Annotated in this window: 13 protein-coding genes; 8 read left to right on the plus strand and 5 right to left on the minus strand. The window is 59.9% G+C overall.

Annotated elements, in window-relative coordinates; all coding sequences use genetic code 11:
* Positions 1–13: 13 nt before the first annotated feature.
* From F6X24_RS10200 to F6X24_RS10215, 4 genes are all read right to left on the minus strand, one after another.
* On the minus strand, positions 14–1,267 hold the full coding sequence (locus F6X24_RS10200; protein ID WP_151087895.1) for a PKD domain-containing protein: 1,254 nt from the start codon (positions 1,265–1,267) through the stop codon (positions 14–16).
* A 44-nt stretch (positions 1,268–1,311) separates the two neighbouring features.
* Complete coding sequence (locus tag F6X24_RS10205; RefSeq protein ID WP_151087896.1) at positions 1,312–2,787, minus strand: RagB/SusD family nutrient uptake outer membrane protein; 1,476 nt, start codon at positions 2,785–2,787, stop codon at positions 1,312–1,314.
* An 89-nt stretch (positions 2,788–2,876) separates the two neighbouring features.
* A complete protein-coding gene (locus tag F6X24_RS10210) occupies positions 2,877–6,065 on the minus strand; it encodes a SusC/RagA family TonB-linked outer membrane protein (RefSeq protein WP_151087897.1) in 3,189 nt (1,062 codons plus the stop codon).
* A 330-nt stretch (positions 6,066–6,395) separates the two neighbouring features.
* Positions 6,396–8,435: a 7TM diverse intracellular signaling domain-containing protein gene (locus tag F6X24_RS10215; RefSeq protein ID WP_151087898.1), complete on the minus strand. Its 2,040-nt coding sequence runs from the start codon at positions 8,433–8,435 to the stop codon at positions 6,396–6,398.
* Positions 8,436–8,619: 184 nt separating this feature from the next.
* On the opposite strand from F6X24_RS10215, the gene F6X24_RS10220 reads away from it, so the two are divergent.
* Together F6X24_RS10220 and F6X24_RS10225 are read left to right on the plus strand one after the other, a co-directional pair.
* Complete coding sequence (locus F6X24_RS10220; protein WP_151087899.1) at positions 8,620–9,717, plus strand: sensor histidine kinase; 1,098 nt, start codon at positions 8,620–8,622, stop codon at positions 9,715–9,717.
* Positions 9,718–9,905: 188 nt separating this feature from the next.
* Positions 9,906–10,646 carry a LytR/AlgR family response regulator transcription factor gene (locus tag F6X24_RS10225; protein ID WP_151087900.1) on the plus strand — a complete coding sequence of 247 codons (741 nt, stop codon included), beginning with the start codon at positions 9,906–9,908 and terminating at the stop codon, positions 10,644–10,646.
* Positions 10,647–10,669: 23 nt separating this feature from the next.
* On the opposite strand, the gene F6X24_RS10230 is transcribed toward F6X24_RS10225, so the two are convergent.
* Positions 10,670–11,044 (minus strand): hypothetical protein, encoded by a 375-nt coding sequence (locus tag F6X24_RS10230; RefSeq protein ID WP_151087901.1) that lies wholly within the window; start codon positions 11,042–11,044, stop codon positions 10,670–10,672.
* Between the two features lie 277 nt (positions 11,045–11,321).
* On the opposite strand from F6X24_RS10230, the gene F6X24_RS10235 reads away from it, so the two are divergent.
* The 6 genes from F6X24_RS10235 (at position 11,322) to F6X24_RS10260 (ending at position 19,122) form a co-directional block, all read left to right on the plus strand.
* Positions 11,322–12,137: an SDR family oxidoreductase gene (locus tag F6X24_RS10235; RefSeq protein ID WP_151087902.1), complete on the plus strand. Its 816-nt coding sequence runs from the start codon at positions 11,322–11,324 to the stop codon at positions 12,135–12,137.
* A gap of 96 nt (positions 12,138–12,233) precedes the next feature.
* The gene (locus F6X24_RS10240) at positions 12,234–14,885 is read left to right on the plus strand and encodes an MGH1-like glycoside hydrolase domain-containing protein (RefSeq protein WP_151087903.1); all 2,652 of its coding nucleotides are present in this window, start codon (positions 12,234–12,236) and stop codon (positions 14,883–14,885) included.
* A gap of 3 nt (positions 14,886–14,888) precedes the next feature.
* Positions 14,889–15,515, plus strand: coding sequence for a cyclase family protein (locus F6X24_RS10245; protein WP_151087904.1), 627 nt, complete (start codon positions 14,889–14,891; stop codon positions 15,513–15,515).
* A 143-nt stretch (positions 15,516–15,658) separates the two neighbouring features.
* On the plus strand, positions 15,659–16,897 hold the full coding sequence (locus F6X24_RS10250; RefSeq protein ID WP_151087905.1) for a DUF2252 family protein: 1,239 nt from the start codon (positions 15,659–15,661) through the stop codon (positions 16,895–16,897).
* Positions 16,898–16,927: 30 nt separating this feature from the next.
* The gene (locus tag F6X24_RS10255; RefSeq protein ID WP_151087906.1) at positions 16,928–17,641 is read left to right on the plus strand and encodes an MgtC/SapB family protein; all 714 of its coding nucleotides are present in this window, start codon (positions 16,928–16,930) and stop codon (positions 17,639–17,641) included.
* Between the two features lie 152 nt (positions 17,642–17,793).
* A complete protein-coding gene (locus F6X24_RS10260) occupies positions 17,794–19,122 on the plus strand; it encodes a Zn-dependent hydrolase (RefSeq protein WP_151087907.1) in 1,329 nt (442 codons plus the stop codon).
* The last annotated feature ends 181 nt before the right edge of the window (positions 19,123–19,303 follow it).

Raw genomic sequence — 19,303 nt, forward strand, 5'->3', positions numbered from 1 at the left:
GAGAAAAAGGCGCTTATTTGGCTACCATCATAAAAGTGAACTGCGGGTCGTCGCTGGGGCCGCCGGCCCGCAGGGTCATGTGCTTGTCGTCAATGGAAAGAATCCGGTAAATCCGCGACGTAGGTGCATTAGTTACGCCGATAAAGCTGCCGGGCTTGGTGAGTACAAACTGAGCCAGGCCCGCGCCCGAAGCCGGCCCGAAAGTGAAGGTGGTATTGTTGTCGGTGCGGGCTGCCTGGCAGGTATAGTCGATAGCCACAAACGTTTGGCCCTTGGCATCATACGTGAAGTTGCCGGTGCTTGTAAACGTGTACTCATCGTCGGCCTGGCAGCTGGGTACGCTGCCCGCCGAGCCGCTCTTGTTGTAGCCGCCGGGCGAAGCTTCGTTGCCGACTATAATGGTATTAGCTACCGTATTGTCCAGCGTCCAGGTGCGCGAGGAGCCGCCCGTGAGGTACTTTTTAGCCCGGTCGAGGGCCGAGAGCTGCGGCATGTAGGTTGTTACCGTCTTGGTGCCGTCGGGGTTGGTGCCTTGCAGGCGCAGGCGGGTGGGTGTGGCCTCAATAATGTCGTAGGTCTTATTTACTACCGAGTCGGGCAGGCCGATAAAGGCCTTGTTGCGCTGCAAGATAATCTGCCCCAGCGAGCCGTTGGGCTTGTAGATAAAGTCCGAGTTGCCCGTCTGTGGGCTGCCGCAGGTGCCATTGCTGTACGTGCCGGCTCCGGCGTCGTAGGAGTAAGCAAACGTGTTGGTAAACGAAAACTGGTCGTCGAGCTGGCAGGGGTTAAGCGTAGTCGAGCTGGATAAGGTGGCCCCGCTGGCCGAGAGCTTTACCACGGCCCCCGGCTGGTCGGAGAGCGTCCAGGAGGTAGCTCCCGAGCCCCCGCAGGCCGTAAGCACCGCGTAAGCGGCATTGTCGCAGATGCTGGGAATCACTACCGGCTGCTGGGGTGAAATGCCCGTACCGCCGCGCCCGGCAGCCGTCAGCTTCACCCGGTAGGTGCCGGGTAGCTTGTAGACGTGTGTTACGTTCTGGCCCGATACCAGGGGCGAGCCATCGCCAAAGTCCCACTGATAGAGAAAGGCATCAGTGGTGGTATTGGTGAACGTTGCTACTGCCGGGTACTGGCTGGTATTGACCGTTACGGTGAAGCCGGGCGTGGGCACCGGACCTTCCAGGCTCGTCACGCCGGTATCCTTGCGGCAGGCAGCCAGCGCCGCCACACCAGCGAGCAGCAGAGCAGCTTTGCGAAGTGAAGTAAACATATACTTTCGGGTGGGATGTTTAGGGCGTATGAGGGCCAAATGTATTAATAGCCAGGGTTCTGAGCCAGCGAGGGGTTGGCGTCGCGCTCGCTCTGCGGAATGGGCAGCACGATATTGAAGGGCTTGATGCCTTTCGCCAGCAGCGCCGGGTTAGTGAGCAGCTTGCCCGTGCGCTTAAGGTCAAACCAGCGGTCGTCTTCAAACGCCAGCTCGTAGCGGCGCTCCTTCACAACGGCATCCGTAAAATTGGGCGTGTTGGCGCTGGTCAGGTTGGGCAGGCCCGCCCTGGTGCGTACTGTATTAATAGCTGTGTAGCCTTCGGGAGTAGGCCCCACGGCCTCGGCCAGAATCAGGTACATCTCGGACAGGCGCAGCACCGGAAAGTTCAGCGGGGAGTCCCAGACGTTGGTATTTACCTTGCCCACAAACCACTTTTTGCAGTTGTAGCCATAAGGGGAGCCGGGCAGCGAAGCGGGCTGAGCAGTAGTGGCACTGCCGGCGGGGTAGGGGTCGCCGGGCGACCAGATGGTAACGGCCTTACGCTTGTCGCCGGGCTCGTAGCCCTGCACAAACTCCAGCTCCGGGATGTTGAAGCCGTACCCACCCTGGGGCACCAGGCCCTGGCCGCGGGGCCCGAAAAACTCGTTGCCTACAAAGCCCAGGCCATCGAACGTGTACTGGTTCAGGCCATTCACATACTGCACCTCAAACAAGGATTCCTGCCCGTTCTCGTTGGCCACTGTAAAGTTGTCGCCGTAGTTGGGCCACAGGCTTTTGCCCGAGTTCGCGATAACCGCCCGGGCCTGAATAGCGGCATTGGGAAGGTCGCCCATGGTCAGGTACACCTTAGCCAGCAGGCCGGTAGCAGCCCACGTAGTAGCCCGGCCCAGGTCGGCGCCGCCGTACACGGGAGGCAGGTTGCCGATGGCGGCCTTCAGGTCGGTTACAATCTGGGTGTAAATCTGAGCGGCCGGGGTGCGGGGCAGCTGCGCGTCGGCCGGGCTGGCCGGCGGCACCAGGATGAGCGGTACGTCGCCGTAGGCCCGCACCAGGTCAAAATAGTATTTTGCCCGCAGAAACTGCGCCTCGCCCAGGCTGCGCTTCCGGATGGCATCGCTCATGTTCGTGATGCCGGGTACCTTTTGCAGCACCAGGTTGCACGCGCCAATGCCCACGTAGCAGCCGCCCCACAGGCGGCTCACCATCGGGTTGGTTGCCGGAATGTTGAAGAAGTCGAGCTGAATCTCCTCGGCTCCGTCGCCGCCGCCGCCGCCGCCGGTAAAGGAGTTGTCGGACATAATCTCGCCGATTCCCCAGAGGGCGTAGTTGTACTGCCCGCCTACGCCGAGCTGTGAGTAGCAGGCCGTTACGGCCTGAATGGCATCCGACTCGGACTGATAAAAGTTCACAGTTGTAATCTGGTCTACAGGCTGTAAATCCAGAAACTTTTTGCCGCAGCCGCCGAGCAGTACCAGGCTTAGCAAAGCACTGGCAGTGAGTTTAGTAGATAAAGAACGCATGGGTGGGATGGGGGAAGCCTGGTGTGAAAAAGCGAGAAGTGCCCTACTGATAATCCTTGCCTTTTTTCACGCCGGCTTCCGCTATTAAGTTAAAAGCCAATGTTCAAGCCAGCAATAAACACGCGCGACTGGGGGTAGATGCCCCGGTCGATGCCATAGGCGCCGGCCTGGCTGCCAATCTCAGGGTCGAAGCCGGTGTACTTGGTGAGGGTTACCAGGTTTTGAGCGGTCAGGTACACGCGCAGCGACTGGCTACCAAAACGGTTGATAAGCGGCTTGGCGAAGTTGTAGCCCAGGGTCAGCACCTTGAGGCGCACATAAGAGCCGTCTTCCACAAAGTAGCTGCTCACGCGCAGGTTCTGGTTGGGGTCGCCGGCCACGGCGCGGGGCACGTCGGTGCTGGTGCCGGGGCCGGTCCAGCGGCCCAGTACGCGGGTGCTGCTGTTGCCATTGCTATATAAGCCACCTTCCGTATACACGCGGTTCAGGTCATAAATCTTGTTGCCTTCGGAGCCCTGAACAAAGGCCGTCAGGTCAAATCCTTTGTAGGTCAATGTGTTGTTGACACCAAAGGTAAAGTTTGGGTTAGGATTGCCGATAAATCCACGGTCGAGGTCGTTCACTACGCCATCGCCATTCATATCCCGAAACTTGATATCGCCGGGAGCAGTGCCGGAAAACTGGTAGACACCAGTTGGCGAAGCAGCGTTCAGTTTGGCTATTTCTTCTGCCGATTGAAACAGCCCATCGGCCACGTAGCCATAGAACGAGCCGATTGCCACCCCCTGGTCGAAGCGTGAGATGGCCGTACCCGTGCGGGTAGTTGCCCCATTGAAGGGAGTTGCTACATTCAGGCTCTGAATCAGGTTGCGGTAGGCCGAGAAGGTAATGCCGGTGGTCCAGCTCAGGCCGCTGCCACCCGTCAGGTTACGGGTGTTCAGCGAGATGTCGATGCCCTTGTTTTGTACCGTTACTGCATTGGTGGGAATTGCCTCATAAGTGCCCGATACCAAGGTAGGCGGCACGTTGCTGATGAGGTTATCCGAGTGGCGGCGGTAGATATCTACCGTCAGCTCGATGCGGTTTTGAAACAGGCCCAGGTCCAGGCCCAGGTTCGACTGCTTGTTAATCTCCCAGCGCAGCTGATTGTTGGCGCCCCGGGTAGGCGCCGCGCCCTGCAGCACCGTTGGGGGATTGCCAAACGGATAGCTGATACCGGTGTTGATGGTTGCCAGATAGGCGAAGCGCCCGGCGTTCAGGGGGTTGCCTACCTGGCCATACCCTCCGCGCAGCTTCAGGTTGCTGATAACCGGAATATCTTTGATAAAGCTTTCTTCCGAGAGGCGCCAGCCGAGCGAAACCCCGGGAAAGAAGCCGAACTGATAGCCGGGCGCAAACTGGGAGGAGCCGTCTTCACGGGCGGTGGCCGTGAGCAGATACTTGCCCGCAAACTCGTAGTTGATGCGGCCGAAATAGCTGGCCAGTCGGTCAGTAATCGGCGCAACGCCGATGCCGCCGTTGGTAACCGGAAAGGCCGGGTTGGCGGCCGGGCCGGCGTTAATGTTCTGCAGGCTGTTGCTCAGGTAGCCCGAGCGGTTGGCGCTCAGGTAGGTATACTGAAACTGCTGGGCCGACTGCCCGGCCAGTATGGTCAAATGGTGCTTTTCGGCAAAAACCCGGTCGTAAGTAGCCGTGTTTTCAATCAGATAGGTTGGGTTATAGTTGCTCGAGGAGTAAGCACCCGCTACCGAGTTGCGGGGCGAATTGGGCCCGAGCGAAGGGGTAAAGCCGTTGCTGTTGTCAAAAATGAGGTCGACCCCTACGTTGCTCCGAAAGCGCAGACCCTTGAGCGGCTCTACCTCGGCGAAAAAGGAGCCAATAATGCGGTTGCGGCTGAACTTGGAATTGGTAATCAGCGACTGCAGTACCGGGTTGGGCTCGACGAAGTTGTCGGCGGTAGCAGTGGGCTCGTAATAAGTGCCGTCGGGGTTATACACCGGGATAGTAGGCGGGAGCTGAATGACGTTGTTAATCACCCCAAACTCGTCGTTGCCGGTATTCAGCTGCCGGTCTTCCTGGTGGCTGACGGCTAAGCTGTTGCCCACCTTAACGTATTTGTTAAGCTGGATATCGCCATTGGCCCGCAGCGTAAAGCGCTCAAAGTTAGAGCCATTCAGCGTGCCATCCTGCTGAAAGTAGCCGGCCGACAGGGCAAAGCGGGCTTTATCGCTGCCCCCGTTGGCCGAGACGTTGTAGCTCTGAATAACGGCCGTGGGCCGGAACACTGCTTTCTGCCAATCGGTGCTCGTGGTCAGGGAGCTAGGGTCAGCGTATTTGGGGTTGATAGGCTGGCCGGCCGCAATCAGGCTCTCATTATTGATAACGGCGTACTGCTGCGCATTAAGCAGGTCGAGCTTGCGCCAGGGCTGCTGTACACCGCGGTAGCCATCGAGCGAGATGGTTGCGTTGCCGGCCTTGCCGCGTTTGGTGGTGATAATTACCACGCCGTTGGCGGCCCGCAAGCCATAAATGGCCGTAGCCGAGGCATCCTTGAGCACGTCAATGCTCTCGATGTCGTTGGGGTTAATGGAGTTGAGCTGGTTTTCTACCGCATTGCCATTCGAGTCTGAGCTGGGCAGCGGAAAGCCATCGACCACGTAAAGAGGGGAGTTGTTGCCGGCCGAGGAAATACCCCGGATGCGCACCGTAGTGCCGCCCGCCCCGCCCGGCGCGCCCGAGTTTTGCGTTACCGTTACTCCGGCCGCGCGGCCTTGCAGCGCCTGGGTGGGGTCGGCTACCGGCTGGCTGGCAATTTCGCGGCCCGAAACCGAGGATATTGCCCCGGTTACATCCGATTTTTCCTGGGTTCCGTAGCCTACCACCACCACCTCGTTCAGGCCTTGCGCTGTCTCGCGCAGCGTCACGCTCAGATTACTGGCGGTAGCGCTGGTCACGGTTACCGACTGGGTAACGAAGCCAACGTAGCTAAAAGAAATGGTACTGCCCTCGGGGGCATTCAGGCTGAAGCTGCCATCCGCACCGGTAGTGGTGCCAATAGTACTGGCCCGCACAAGTACTGTTACGCCCGGCAGGCCGGTGCCATCGGCGCCGACCACCCGCCCGCTCACCGGGATAGTAGGGGCCGGGCGCTTCAGCAGCCGGGCAGGTATATGTCCGCCCGTTGGAGCCGCCAGAACGAAGCTAGTGGGAAGTCCGCATGCCAGCAGTAGAGCCGAACCGCGAAGCAGCCAACCTATAGGGTATAGGCTTTTTTTCATGAAGAGGGTGGGAAAAGAACTTAAAGCAGCTGGAGTGCTTCAAAGCTAGGGCCTTGTGTTTAGCAAATGCAAGCTTAAAAACTGCCTTCAGCGCTTTAAAACGGCTATTTTGTAGTAAGCACCGATTGCTTGATTACGTTTAGTGCACAAGTAAGCATTGCGTATTATGGGGCTGACAAGGGCTAAAAGCACTATTGCTACCCACTGCCGGGACCCTAAAAAACAATAAGCCGGCGGGTATTTTTTTCGAAAAAAAATGCCCGCCGGCTTATGCTGTAATAATCCTCGCTGAAATCTTCCGCAATCGTTACCGGAAACCAGCTGCTTGCTCTATTGATGGTCGCTTATATCGGTCAGCTCCTCCTGCTCTACCTCGGCCGAGCCGTCCAGCAGCACGTGGGTCCAGGGCTCGCCGTCGACGAAGTCGGGGGCCTGGCTGCGCCGCTGCAAAGCGGCCAGCACTTTCTGGGCAAACGCCCAGCTCGTGGCCGGGCGCAGCTCCAGCACCCTGGCCAGCTCGGCCGGCGCGTAGCGCCCCCGGTGGGCGTGTAGCAGGAATACCGCATATAGCGCCTTTACAATGGGGAATTTGCATTTCTGAAGCAGCGTGCCAGTGGTGGCCGACTCTACGTAGCGGCAGCGGGTGCAGCGCCGGGCAAAGGGCTCGCGGGCCTCGCAGCTTTTTTCGTGGCCGCACTTGCGGCAGCGGTAGCCACCCTGCCACTTCAGGTCGGCGAGGTAGCGCAGGCAGGCATCTTTGTCGGGATAAAGCTGGCTGAACTCGCCAAAGTCAAACTCCCGGGCTTGCAGGCGGGCATGCTTCTGGTCCTGCAAGTCACGGCTCAGGTCGCTGTTGAGTTGCTCAATAGCGGCCGACTGCAGCGCCAGCAGGCCGTTGGTTTCGAGCAACTCACGGTTTTGGGCCGCAATGGTATCGTTCTGCTGGCGCAGCTCGTCGGTGCGGCGGGCCACCAGCGCCTCCAGCTCACTGTTGAGCTGGTCTTTGAGCGCCTGGTTCTCACGTAGCTGCTCCAGCAGCTGGTCCTGGGCCTGGTGGCGCTTGCGCAGCTGCTTCAGCAGCCGCCGCTGCGTTACCAGAGTGGTATCCATCAGGCCCTTTATCTTATCGGCCAGCGCGTAGCTGAGTACGGCTACCTCAATTACAAAGGCTACGTTCAGGCTATATACCGTATAGGCATTATTATAAAAATCAATGCCCAGCTTGCGACAGATAAGAAAAGTGAGGCTGCCCGCCACCAGGGCCTGGGCCAGCAGCAGGTAGCGAGCCGGACGCAGGCCACCCCGATAAGCCCGCCAGGCCGCGTAATAAAGCAAGCCATAGGGCAGCAGGTAAAGCCAGAAGCTAAACCCGGAATGAATGAGCGCCACATCGAGCACCAGCAGCGCGCCGCTTAGCGATACCACCCAGCGAACGTGCCGGTCGAGCACCGGCAGCCGGGCCGCCGTATCGAGAAACGAGCGGGCATACTGCGCAAAAGTCAGCAGCAGCAGCACCGGCGCGACGGCCCCGATAAAATGGTTGAGCGGCGCGCTGAATGGCCACATGTACTGAAAGCCCAGGCCATCCTCGGAAAGAAAAAGCAGTGCCCCGCTCAGTACATAGAATACATAGTGAATGTACGATTTTTCCTTTAAGAAGAAAAACAAAAACAGGTTGTACACCAGCATGATAAACAGTACCCCGTAGAAGCCGCCCAGTAGCCAGTACTGCAGGCTCATCTCCGGAATCAGGGCCGGGCCGCTGTGCAGCATGGCCCGGAAGCTGGTGGGTGTGTCGGAGCGCAGGCGCAGGTAGTAGGTAGTGGGCTGGCCGTGCCGGAGCCCCAGGTTGAACAGAAAGTTCTTGTAGGGCAGTGGGCGGGTGGCAAACGGGTAGTTGGCGCCGGTGGTGACGCTATCGTAGGCCAGCGCCAGCCCCGCCGCCGCGGGGCGAAACAGCGTAGCCGAGCCAATATGCGGGTCGTATAGCTCCAGGTACCAGTCGGCAGCCAGGCGGGCGTCGGCCAGCACTGTAAAGCGTAGCCAGTAGGTGCTGCGCGGATGCCGAATGTTTGGTGGGAGCGCGGTGCCGGCCAGGGTGGCGAAGCGGCTGGCCCAGGCCGGGCTGCTAACGGCGGCAATCGGCAGGTGGCCGCTGGGGTCTTCGAGTACGCTGTAGTAGCGGTCGTCAAGGTACTGGGCCTGGTGAGCAGTAGTGGCTACCAGGGTGTCTTCGGGGGCAGCCGCGCCGGGGCGGGCCAGGCCCAGCAGCAGGCTCAGCAACAGCACAAAGCCTGCGCGGTGCCGGGCAGGCAGGCGGTAGGCCGTCGGCGCGGCCCGCCGGCCGCAGGTCGGGTAGAAAGGTTGCAAGAGCGAAGTGCGTTGGGGTGGGATAGGATGCGCACGGAGGTGGTAGTAAAAGTAACAAAAAATGCTGGTCGGCCGGGCGAAGAAAGCCGGGCTGCAGTCGGCACAATTCGCCCGATGGTCGGGCGCAGGCCATGTTAGCTTGCCGGGGCCGTTACATTTGGGTACTATACTTCATGGAGTAATCATGTCTGCTTTTTCCGTTAGGCGCCTGCTCACCCCCCTGATTCATGTACTGGCCTGGGGGCTGCTGGCGCTCACGCTGCTGCTGTTTCAGCCCATGCAGGGCCGGGTAGTGCTGCCTGTTCAGTACTGGATAAAGCAGGGCGCGCTGCTGGTGCTCTGGATAAGCGCATTTTATGCCACCACGCGCATCAGTGTGCCGCGCCTGCTGCTGCGGGGCCACACCGGCTGGTTTGGGCTGGCCCTGGTGGCCACCGCGGTGCTGCTGCTGCTGGTAAGCCGGGGGCTCGAAAGCGTGCTCAACCTGCCCGACCTCATGCACCACGCCTTTCAGGCGGCCGGTGAGGGAGTGGGGAAAGCTGCGCCGCCCCGTACGCCGCACGGCAGCCGCTTCGACCTTGTGGGGCTGCTTATTACGCTGCTCGTGCTGGGCATTGCCACGGCTATTACCGTGGTGCAGCACTGGCAGCAGGAGGCCCGCTTGCGCGAGCGCCTCGACCAGCAGCGCGTGGAGGCCGAGCTGGCCATGCTCAAGGCCCAGATAAACCCACATTTCTTTTTTAATACTTTAAATAACATATATTCATTAACTTTAATAGATGGGGAGCGGGCCAGGGCGGCGCTGCACCGCCTCTCCCGCATGATGCGCTACGTACTCTACGACACGGCCTCGGGCCACGCGCAGCTAAGCCAGGAGGTGGGGTTTATTCAGGACTATATTACCCTGATGAAGCTGCGCCTAACCGACCGGGTGCAGGTAACCTTTGAGCACCCCGAGCCGGTGCAGGAGGTTCTTATTGCGCCCATGCTGCTGCTGCCCTTTGTCGAAAATGCCTTTAAGCACGGCGTGGCAGCTACAGCCCCCAGCCATATCTACATCGGCCTGCGCCAGCCCTCGCCCGAACAGCTGGAAATAGAGGTGCGTAATACGCTGCTGCCGACTGCCGGCACCGACCTGGCCGGCTCCAACGGCATTGGGCTCACCAATACCCGCCGCCGCCTCGATTTGCTGTATCCCGGCCGCTACTCGCTGCAAGTAAGCGAGCACACACCCGACAACGAATTTGAGGTAAAGCTGAAGCTAATCACGAATGGGCAATGAGTTATGAAGCTGTTTAGGCAGTCCATCACAGGACGCTACGGTGGGCCGCTGTCCGCCTGTTGTCAGAACCGGCAGCCCGCCCTATATACGGATTTGGAAACTGCTCTAAGTAATGAGTTACGGCTTTTGCTGTTGCCTTTTTGCGCTGTACATTACCCACTACCCACCTACCCATTACCTATTAAAAAATGCCCGTTACCTGCATTGCCGTTGATGATGAGCCGCTAGCGCTGGCACTCCTGTGCACCTTTATTGAGCAAACACCTTTTTTAAAGCTGGTGGGCCGCTACGGCAGCGGCGTGGAAGCCCTGAAAGGCCTGCACGAGCTCACGGAGCCGGTTGATTTGGCTTTTCTCGATATTCAGATGCAGGAGCTGACCGGCCTGGAGCTGGCGCGGGTGCTGGGCCAGCAGGCCGCGCCGCCGCGCGTTATTTTCACCACGGCTTTTCCGCAATATGCCCTGGAGGGCTACAAGGTAGATGCGCTCGACTACCTGGTAAAGCCCTTCAACTACGAGGAGTTTTTGCGGGCCGCCAATAAGGCCCGCGCCTACGCCGAGCTCGCGCACGCCAGCCACGAAGCGGCCGCGCCCGCGGCGGCAGCCGAAGAAGAGCACATTTTTCTGAAAGTAGAGTACCAGCTTGTGCGCGTCTCGCTCAGCGATATCCTCTACGTGGAGGGCCTGAAGGACTACGTGAAGGTGCACCTCAAGAGTACGCCCCGCGCCCTGCTCTCGCTCATGAGCCTGCGGGCAATGGAAGAAAAGCTGCCCGCCCGGCGCTTTCTGCGCATTCACCGCTCGTTTATCGTGGCCCTCGATAAGATTGAGGCCGTGCGCCGCCTCACCGTCCAGATTGGCACCGAAACCATTCCGGTGGGCGAGCAATACAAGGAAGCCTTCGCCCAGTTTCTGAGCCGCTGGACCTGAACTGGCTGGTCAGTAAGCGCTTGCTACTTCGGTACCTGCATCTCGGGTGGGCGGGGGGCGGGCCGCAGGCCCCGCAGCTGCTCGTATTTCTCGACCTGCTCGGGCGTGAGCACGGCCTCTATCTTGGTTTCGAAGTCGGCCTCGCGGGCCTGGCGGGAGGCATGCTCCGTTTCGTCGGGGCGGTGCGTGAGGCGCTGCTTGCGCTGGCTTTGCTCTTCATCGAGCAGCGTATTAATGCGGACTACCTGGGCAGGACTCAGGTCGAGCTGCCGCAAAATGCCCGTGCGCTTGCCCCGGTGCGCCAGCACCACTACTTCGGGCAGGGTCTGGGCGCAGAGGCCAACGCTGCTGAGCGCAGCCGGCAGCAAAGCCAGCCAAAACAGATGAGTACGTAGCATAAAACTAGAATACGGACGCGTTCGACCCGAAGAGCAGCCGGGAGCGCAGCAGTAAAGGTATTGAACAGGGCTAACGGCTACGGAATGCTAACGTATGAACGGCTCGCCTGGTGCCCGCCAGGGCTGCGGAGCGGGGACAACCAAATAAGTGGTTACTTCGCAACCCGAAGCGCTTGGTAAAAACCCCAGCTGCTATAAACCCGTCTACCCACGCAGCCTTGCCTCCGATACCCGGCTGGCGCCGGTAGCTGCGCTTCTTCACACCTTATTGTTCTTTATGCCTGCTTCTTCTTCACTTCGCCTTGCCGGGCAGCACGCGCTCGTTACGGGGGCCAATTCGGGTATCGGCGCAGCCGTGGCCAAATCTCTGGCCGCCAACGGGGCCTCAGTTGTCGTTAACTACGTGGGCCATCCCGAGGCGGCCGATGCCGTGGTAAAGGAAATCACCGACGCCGGGGGCGTGGCCGTGGCCATTCAGGCCGATGTAAGCCAGGAAGACCAGGTGCAGGCAATGTTCAGGCAGGCGATTGCGCAGTTTGGTACGCTGCACATTGTGGTAGCCAACGCTGGCATTCAGGTCGATTCGCCTTTTATCGACATGACCCTGGCGCAGTGGCAAAAGGTGCTTGATGTGAACCTTACCGGCCAGTTTTTGTGCCTGCGCGAAGCCGCCCGTGAGTTTATGCGGCGCGGCGTGCAGCCCGACGTAAGCAAAGCAGCCGGCAAAATTATCTGCATGAGCAGCGTCCACGAGGTTATTCCGTGGGCCGGCCACGTCAACTACGCCACCAGTAAGGGCGGCATTATGGAGCTGATGAAAAGTGTGGCCCAGGAACTGGCGCCGCACAAAATCAGGGTTAACAGCATCGGGCCCGGCGCCATCAAAACGCCCATCAACCACGACGCCTGGGCTACGCCCGAAGCCGAGGCCAAGCTGCTGACTCTCATTCCGTACAACCGCGTGGGCGAGCCCGAGGACATTGGTCAGCTGGCCGCCTGGCTGGTGTCGGACGAGGCCGATTACATCACGGGTCAAACCATCTTTATGGATGGCGGCATGACCTTGTACCCCGGCTTCGCCACGGGCGGATAAAGTGGCGTGGACTCTGCGAGTCCGCGCGTACGTATTATTGAACAACGACTCCTGACGTTCCTTCGTGCGGACTTACAGCGTCCACACTACTTTGGTATGACCCCCGAAGCCCAACGCCTGCTCGAAGCCGACATCAAGCACAAGAATTGGCGGCGCTTTGGTCCCTATTTGTCGGAGCGCCAGTGGGGCACGGTGCGCGAAGACTATTCGGCTAATGGCGACGCCTGGAACTATACCACCTTTGACCAGGCCCGGAGCCGGGCTTACCGCTGGGGCGAAGAAGGCCTGGCCGGCTTCTGCGACGACCAGCAGCTGCTGTGCGGCAGCCTGGCACTCTGGAACGGCCAGGATACCATACTCAAAGAGCAGCTTTTTGGCTTGAGCGGGCCGCAGGGCAACCACGGCGAGGACGTGAAGGAAGTCTATTACTTCCTGGATAACACGCCCACCCATTCGTACCAGAAGCTGCTGTATAAGTATCCGCAGCGGGCTTTTCCGTACGAGCAGCTGCTGGCTGAAAATGCCCGGCGTACGCGCAAAGACCCGGAGTTTGAGCTGCTCGACACGGGCATCTTTGCCGAAAACCGCTATTTCGACGTGTTTGTAGAGTATGCCAAGGCCGATGCCGAAGATTTGCTCATTCAGTACACTATCGTAAACCGGGGGCCCGACGAAGCCACCCTGCATGTGCTGCCGCAGCTGTGGTTTCGCAACACCTGGGCCTGGGGCTACGATGACTACCGGCCTGCCCTCACGGCGCTGGGCGAGGGGGCGGCGCAGGCGGCGCACCGCGACCTGGGCGAGCTGACCTGCTACGCCGAGGGCGCACCCGAATGGCTGTTTTGCGACAACGATACCAACTGCGAGCGGCTGTACAATGCGCCTTCGGCCAACCATTTTTTTAAGGATGGAATTACGAATTACCTGATTGGCAAGCAGGCAGATGCGCTAAACCCTGCGCGTACCGGCACCAAGGCCGCCGCGCATTATACCCTCACCCTGGCCCCCGGAACCACCCAAAAAGTGCGCCTGCGTCTGGGCCCGGCGAGCCTGAAAACTCCGTTTCAGGATTTTGAGCAGCTGCTGACCCAGCGCCAGGCCGAGGCCGACCAGTTTTACGCCGAAATGCAGCAGGCCATTTCCGATGCCGATGCCCGGCTGGTGCAGCGGCAGGCGTTTGCGGGCATGCTCTGGAGCAAGCAGTTTTACCACTACAGCGTGCCCCGCTGGCTGGCCGGCGACCCGGCTTTTCCGCCCCCGCCGGCCGAGCGCCAGCAGGGCCGCAACGCCGACTGGAAGAGCCTCGATAACAGTGATATAATCTCTATGCCCGATACCTGGGAATACCCCTGGTACGCGGCCTGGGACCTGGCTTTTCACTGCATTCCGCTGGCGCAGCTCGACCCCGAGTTTGCCAAAAACCAGCTGCGGCTGCTGTGCCGCGACTGGTACATGCACCCCAACGGCCAGCTGCCGGCCTACGAGTGGCGCTTTGGCGATGTCAACCCGCCCGTGCACGCCTGGGCGGCCTTCCGGGTGTTTAAGATGGACCAGAAGCGGCGCGGCGATGCCGGCGATACCGACTTTCTGCAAACCGTCTTTCACCGGCTGCTGCTCAATTTTACGTGGTGGGTCAACCGTAAGGACCGCGACGGCCGCAATATTTTTGAGGGCGGCTTTCTGGGGCTCGATAATATCGGGGTGTTCGACCGCTCGGCCCCGCTGCCGGTGGGCGGCTACCTCGAGCAGGCCGACGGCACGGCCTGGGTAGCCATGTTTGCGCTCAATATGATGCGTATCGCGCTGGAGTTGAGCCAGTCGAACCCCGTATACCAGGACCTGGCGAGTAAGTTTTTTGAGCACTTCCTCTATATTGCCGAGGCCATGACCAACCTGGGCAACACCGCCCTGAACCTCTGGGACGATGAGGATGAGTTTTACTACGACGCCCTCAACACCCCCGACGGCGGCCACGAGCTGCTGAAGGTGCGCACCATGGTGGGCCTGATACCGCTGTTTGCGGTAGAAGTGCTCGACGAAGACCTGCTGGCCGGGGCGCCGCTTTTTCTGGAGCGCATGAACTGGCTGCTCGATAACCGGCCGGGCCTGGCGTCGCTGGTTTCGCACTGGCAGGAGCCCGGCAAAGGGTCGCGCCGCTTGCTCAGCCTGCTGCGGGGGCACCGCATGAAGCGCCTGCTATTCAGAATGCTGGACGAAAATGAGTTTTTGTCTGACTACGGCGTGCGCAGCCTCTCGCGGGTGTACAAAGACCACCCGTATGTGTTTCGCAACACCGAGATAACGGTTAACTACCAGCCCGCCGAATCGGAAACCGACTTGTTTGGCGGCAACTCCAACTGGCGCGGTCCCATCTGGATGCCGGTCAATTTTCTGCTCGTCGAGTCGCTGCAGCGCTTCTACCACTATTACGGCGAAGACTTCAAGGTAGAGTATCCCACCCACTCGGGGCAGTATGCTACTATTCAACAGGTGGCAGGTGCCCTCACTGAGCGCCTGACGCGGCTTTTCCTGCGTGACCCGCAAACCGGCCGGCGCGCGTGCTTCGGCCCCAGCAAGCAGCTGCAGCAAGACCCGAATTTTAAGGATTACATAGTATTTAATGAATATTTTAACGGCGATACCGGTCAGGGCCTTGGTGCCAGTCACCAAACCGGCTGGACGGGCCTGATTGCAAAGCTGTTGCAGCCCAAAGCGCTGAATGGCCAATCCCAAGACGAAGATTCCTGACTTATGCCTGTTCCTGCTCCGTGGCTCGACGCCACAACGCCAATCCGCGACCAGATGGTGCATTGGCCCGACAACCTGGGCGTGACCGTAGCGCGCACGCTCAGCCAGGACCGGGGCGATGCCGCCAACGTAACCGAGCTGCACCTGAGCGCCCACACCGGCACCCACGTCGATGCGCCCCTACACTTTACCAGTGGAGCCGGCGACACTACCACCCTCGACCTGGGCCGGCTGATGGGGCCAGCTACAGTAGTAGCCATTAGCGACCCCAAGAGTATTAGTCTGGCCGAAGTGCAGCTACTCCCTATTAAGCCCGGCGCGCGGCTGTTGTTCAAAACGCGCATCTCGGCCAGCGAATGGAGCACCGAGCCTTTTAAGCCCGATTTTGTAGCCCTCGACGGCGATGCCGCCCGCTACCTGCGCGATGCCGGCGTAGTGTGCGTGGGCGTCGATTATCTGTCGGTAGGCAAGGCTGATGCGCACCACGCCCTGCTCGACGCCGGCATCTGCGTGATTGAAGGACTGGCCTTGCAGCATATAGCGCCCGGCGAATATGAGCTGCTGTGCCTGCCCCTCCGGATTGTGGGCAGCGACGGCGCCCCGGCGCGGGTGCTGCTGCGGCCGCTGTAGCCTGGCAGCGAGTTGCCCGTAAGCGATTGATTGCAAGCTCAATCGCTTACGGGCAGTAGCGGGTAGCTTACCCGTGCCCTTCAGCCAATAGTAAGGTAGAAGCTATACGTTACGGTGTCTTTACGCGCCCACACCCGCTGCCTGTGACCCCTATTTCTGCGACGTCCGCCTCCCTGTCCGCGTTTTTTCAGCTGCATGATGCCGGCCGGGTGCCGGCACTGCTGCCGCTGCGCTACCACCGCATGCAGGCCGATGCGCTGGCATTTTTCCGGGGTAGCGCGCCCCTGTACTACGCTCGCTTTGGGGCCGCTGAGGCTGTTGCCGGCGGCCCGGTTGGTTGGCTGTGCGGCGATGCCCACGTCGAAAACTTTGGCTCGTACCGCGGAGATAATAAGCTGGTTTATTTCGACTTAAACGACTTTGACGAAGCCGTGCTGGGGCCTTTGCTCTGGGATATAGGCCGCCTGGTAGTGAGTGCGCGCCTGGCCGCCGCGCATTTTGGCTTAGCGCTTGCCGAGCAGCAGGCCTGCGCTAAACAACTCTTGCTGGCCTACACATCCGCGCTGGCAGCCGGCAAAGCCTACCTGCTGGAGCGGGCCACCGCGCACGGGCTGGTGCGGCAGCTGCTTAAAACTGTGCAGCAGCGCCGGCAGCGCAACCTGCTGGCGGGCCGGGCCAGCCAGCGCGGCGGCTGGCACTTGCGCGCCTATAAGTCGCCCACCCTGCGGCCCCTGCCCCTGGCCGAATACCTGGCCGTGCGGCACGCCGTCGAAGCCTGGCGGCAGCAGCAGCCCTCGCCGCCCTGCGGCCCGCTGCTCGATGTGGCCGGTCGCATTGCCGGAGTGGGCAGCCTGGGCGTGCCGCGCTACGCCATCCTGGCCCAGAGCCGGCAGCCGGGCAAATTGCCGCTTCTCCTCGATTTAAAGCTGGCGCTGCCGGCTGCGCCGCTGGCTTTTTGCGCAGTGCCGCAGCCGGCCTGGCCCACGGAGGCGGCGCGGGTAGTAGCTGCCCAGGGCTATATGCAGGCGGTTTGCCCCGCGCTGCTTCAGCCTCTTACGCTCGGGGGGCAGCCCTTTGTGCTCCGGGAATTACAGCCGGTGGCCGACAAGCTCGATTTCAGCAATTTTACCCAGGATGCAGCTGGCTTTCAGGCCGCGCTGCCCGTTTTTGGGCAGCTGGTAGCCTGGGCGCACCTGCGAGCGGCCGGCCACCTGGGTGCCGCCGGCCCCGATGAGCTGCGTGCATTTGGGGCAAGCCGAGCCAGCTGGCAGCAGGAAGTGTTAGCTTTCAGCCGCGAGGCGCAGCTGGCGGTCGAAGCCGACTATATGGCTTTTCACGCGGCCTGCCACGACGGCGCGCTGCCAACGGCCTCCGGCTTGTAGCTTGCTGCCTTCTTACCAGGATATTCATGTATGCAGTCGGCTGTTTTAGTGCAATTTGAGTTTCGGCTGGCGCTGGCTTTGGTGTTGGGCGCGGTGCTGGGCATCGAGCGCCAGTACCATCATCGCACGGCCGGCACGCGCACCAATGCCCTGGTGGCGCTGGGTGCGGCGCTGTTCGTGCTCATGGCCCAGAGCATTACCCACGATGCCTCGGCTCCCGGCCGCGTGGCCGGGCAGGTTATCACGGGTATCGGGTTTTTGGGTGCCGGTGCTATTCTGCGCGAGGGCACTACCATTGTGGGCCTCACCACGGCGGCCACGGTGTGGTGCGCGGCGGGTATTGGCACGCTGGCCGGGCTGGGTAGCTGGTACGAGGCCTGCGTGGGCACGCTTTTTATCTTGACGGCCAATGTGTTGCTGCGGCCCCTCGACAGCCTCATCAACCGCGTAACGGCCCCGGCCGCCCCGGCGCCGGCAACCCAGGATTACCGCGTGCGCATCGAACTGCTGCCGGCTCCGCCCGCGGGGGCCGGCCCGCCCTTGCCGACAGTGCTCGCGCTGCTCAACAGCTGGCACCTGCTCACGCTGCGCGTGACGGAAACCAACCCGCCGCTGGTACAGGCTACCCTGCGCCTGCCCACCGATACGGCCCCGTTTGGGCAGCTGCTGGCGGCGCTGGCCGCTGTGCCGGGCGTGGTGCAGGTGAGCGGCGAGCCGCTGGTGGCACTAGCGACGGAGACATAAGGTTGGTTTCTTACCAGTTTCAAAACCTTGTGATATTAATATATATAAACTTATAATTTTGCTTAGAAGCAATTTAGGAGAAGTCGAGTTGAGCGGCCCGCTTCGGTCCCGACTTCCGAAAGCGCTTCTCATTCACACATCAAGAAAAAATCATGAAAAGAAGAATTTTTGTTAAAAATGCCTCTCTAACCGCTTTAGGCGTAAGCGCAGTTGGTCTACTGGAATCTTCTAGCAAAAATCTTATAGGGGATAACAAGCTGAAAGTAAACGAGCAGCGCATGGTAAGCCGCATTACCGAATTTTCTAAATTCGGCATGGACGAAAAAGGGCATGGCTACCGGGTTGCGTTCACCAAAGGAGATATTGAGGGAAGAGACTGGTTTATCGAGCAGCTGAAGAAGGCCGGGCTCGACCCGGTTATTGATGCAGCCGGAAATATTATCGGTAAACGCAAAGGAAAAAACCAGGCGCTTAAACCCATTGCCTTTGGTTCGCACATCGACATGGTTCCGGATGGGGGAAACTATGATGGGCCGGTAGGTTCAATCGGGGCGTTGGAAGTAATTGACGTGCTGAATGAAAATAAGCTAGTGACCGAGCATCCGCTGGAAGTAATTATTTTTTCCAATGAGGAGGGCGGCACTATTGGCAGTATGGCGATGGCGGGCGCATTAACCAAAGAGGGGTTGCAGCAAAAAAGCCAGAATGGCTTAACCATGGCAGAAGGAATTAAGGCAATTGGCGGTAACCCCGATACTATTCAATCCTGCATCCGAAAAAAGGGAGACATCCACGCCTGGCTGGAATTGCATATCGAGCAAGGGGGCATCCTGGAGCGGGAGCACGTACAGATTGGGGTAGTAGAGGGCATTGTAGGAATTGTGCACTGGGAAGTCACCGTAGAAGGTTTTGCCAACCATGCGGGTACCACCCCCATGAATATGCGGCAGGATGCCCTGCTGGCTTCGGCCAGACTCATCATTGCCGTCAATGAAGTCATCAACTCTGTACCAGGGAATCAGGTAGGTACTATTGGGAAAATCGCCGCAACGCCCAATGCCTACAATGTAATTCCGGGGAAAGTGGTAATGGGGCTGGAGATACGGGATTTAGCGGCCGATAAAATTGAGACGCTCTTTCGGGAGATAGAAAAGCGGGCAGCCGCAATAGCCACCGAAAGCAAAACGACCATCAGGTTTGAGCGGCAGGCCAACGCCTCTAAGCCAGCCCTTACGGATAAGAAATTACAGCAAGTCATCACTGCAACTGCCCAAGCCCTGGGCCTAAGTACAAAGCTTATGCAAAGCGGAGCGGGCCATGACTCACAGGAAATCGCCGCAATTGCCCCCGTGGCCATGATTTTCGTCCCGAGTGTCGGGGGCATCAGTCATGCGTACAAAGAATTTACCACAGCGTCGGACATGACCAATGGCGCTAATGTGCTTTTACAAACGATACTGGCTATCGACAAGAACAAGTAGCGGTTGCGCGAACCGCAGAGGTCAGGGGCAGAGAAGCGGTTTAGAAAGTCTGGTTGGGCAGTATTGCGGGCGGGCGGGCGGCTTTCTAAACCGCTTCATCGTGCATCTACGAAATGAAAATCAGGGAGCCGCGATGAGAAAATAACAGAACGTCGTGCTCAGCATGACGGTCTGATTATTT

The organism is Hymenobacter baengnokdamensis (assembly GCF_008728635.1).
GTDB lineage: Bacteria > Bacteroidota > Bacteroidia > Cytophagales > Hymenobacteraceae > Hymenobacter > Hymenobacter baengnokdamensis.

Bases quoted from the DNA above. Each gene is read 5' to 3' on its own strand.
- F6X24_RS10205 (WP_151087896.1), bottom strand. From the start codon at position 2,787: ATGCGTTCTTTATCTACTAAACTCACTGCCAGTGCTTTGCTAAGCCTG.
- F6X24_RS10230 (WP_151087901.1), bottom strand. From the start codon at position 11,044: ATGCTACGTACTCATCTGTTTTGGCTGGCTTTGCTGCCGGCTGCGCTC.
- F6X24_RS10235 (WP_151087902.1), top strand. From the start codon at position 11,322: ATGCCTGCTTCTTCTTCACTTCGCCTTGCCGGGCAGCACGCGCTCGTT.
- F6X24_RS10255 (WP_151087906.1), top strand. From the start codon at position 16,928: ATGCAGTCGGCTGTTTTAGTGCAATTTGAGTTTCGGCTGGCGCTGGCT.
- F6X24_RS10225 (WP_151087900.1), top strand. From the start codon at position 9,906: ATGCCCGTTACCTGCATTGCCGTTGATGATGAGCCGCTAGCGCTGGCA.
- F6X24_RS10210 (WP_151087897.1), bottom strand. From the start codon at position 6,065: ATGAAAAAAAGCCTATACCCTATAGGTTGGCTGCTTCGCGGTTCGGCT.
- F6X24_RS10245 (WP_151087904.1), top strand. From the start codon at position 14,889: ATGCCTGTTCCTGCTCCGTGGCTCGACGCCACAACGCCAATCCGCGAC.
- F6X24_RS10200 (WP_151087895.1), bottom strand. From the start codon at position 1,267: ATGTTTACTTCACTTCGCAAAGCTGCTCTGCTGCTCGCTGGTGTGGCG.
- F6X24_RS10220 (WP_151087899.1), top strand. From the start codon at position 8,620: ATGTCTGCTTTTTCCGTTAGGCGCCTGCTCACCCCCCTGATTCATGTA.
- F6X24_RS10260 (WP_151087907.1), top strand. From the start codon at position 17,794: ATGAAAAGAAGAATTTTTGTTAAAAATGCCTCTCTAACCGCTTTAGGC.
- F6X24_RS10240 (WP_151087903.1), top strand. From the start codon at position 12,234: ATGACCCCCGAAGCCCAACGCCTGCTCGAAGCCGACATCAAGCACAAG.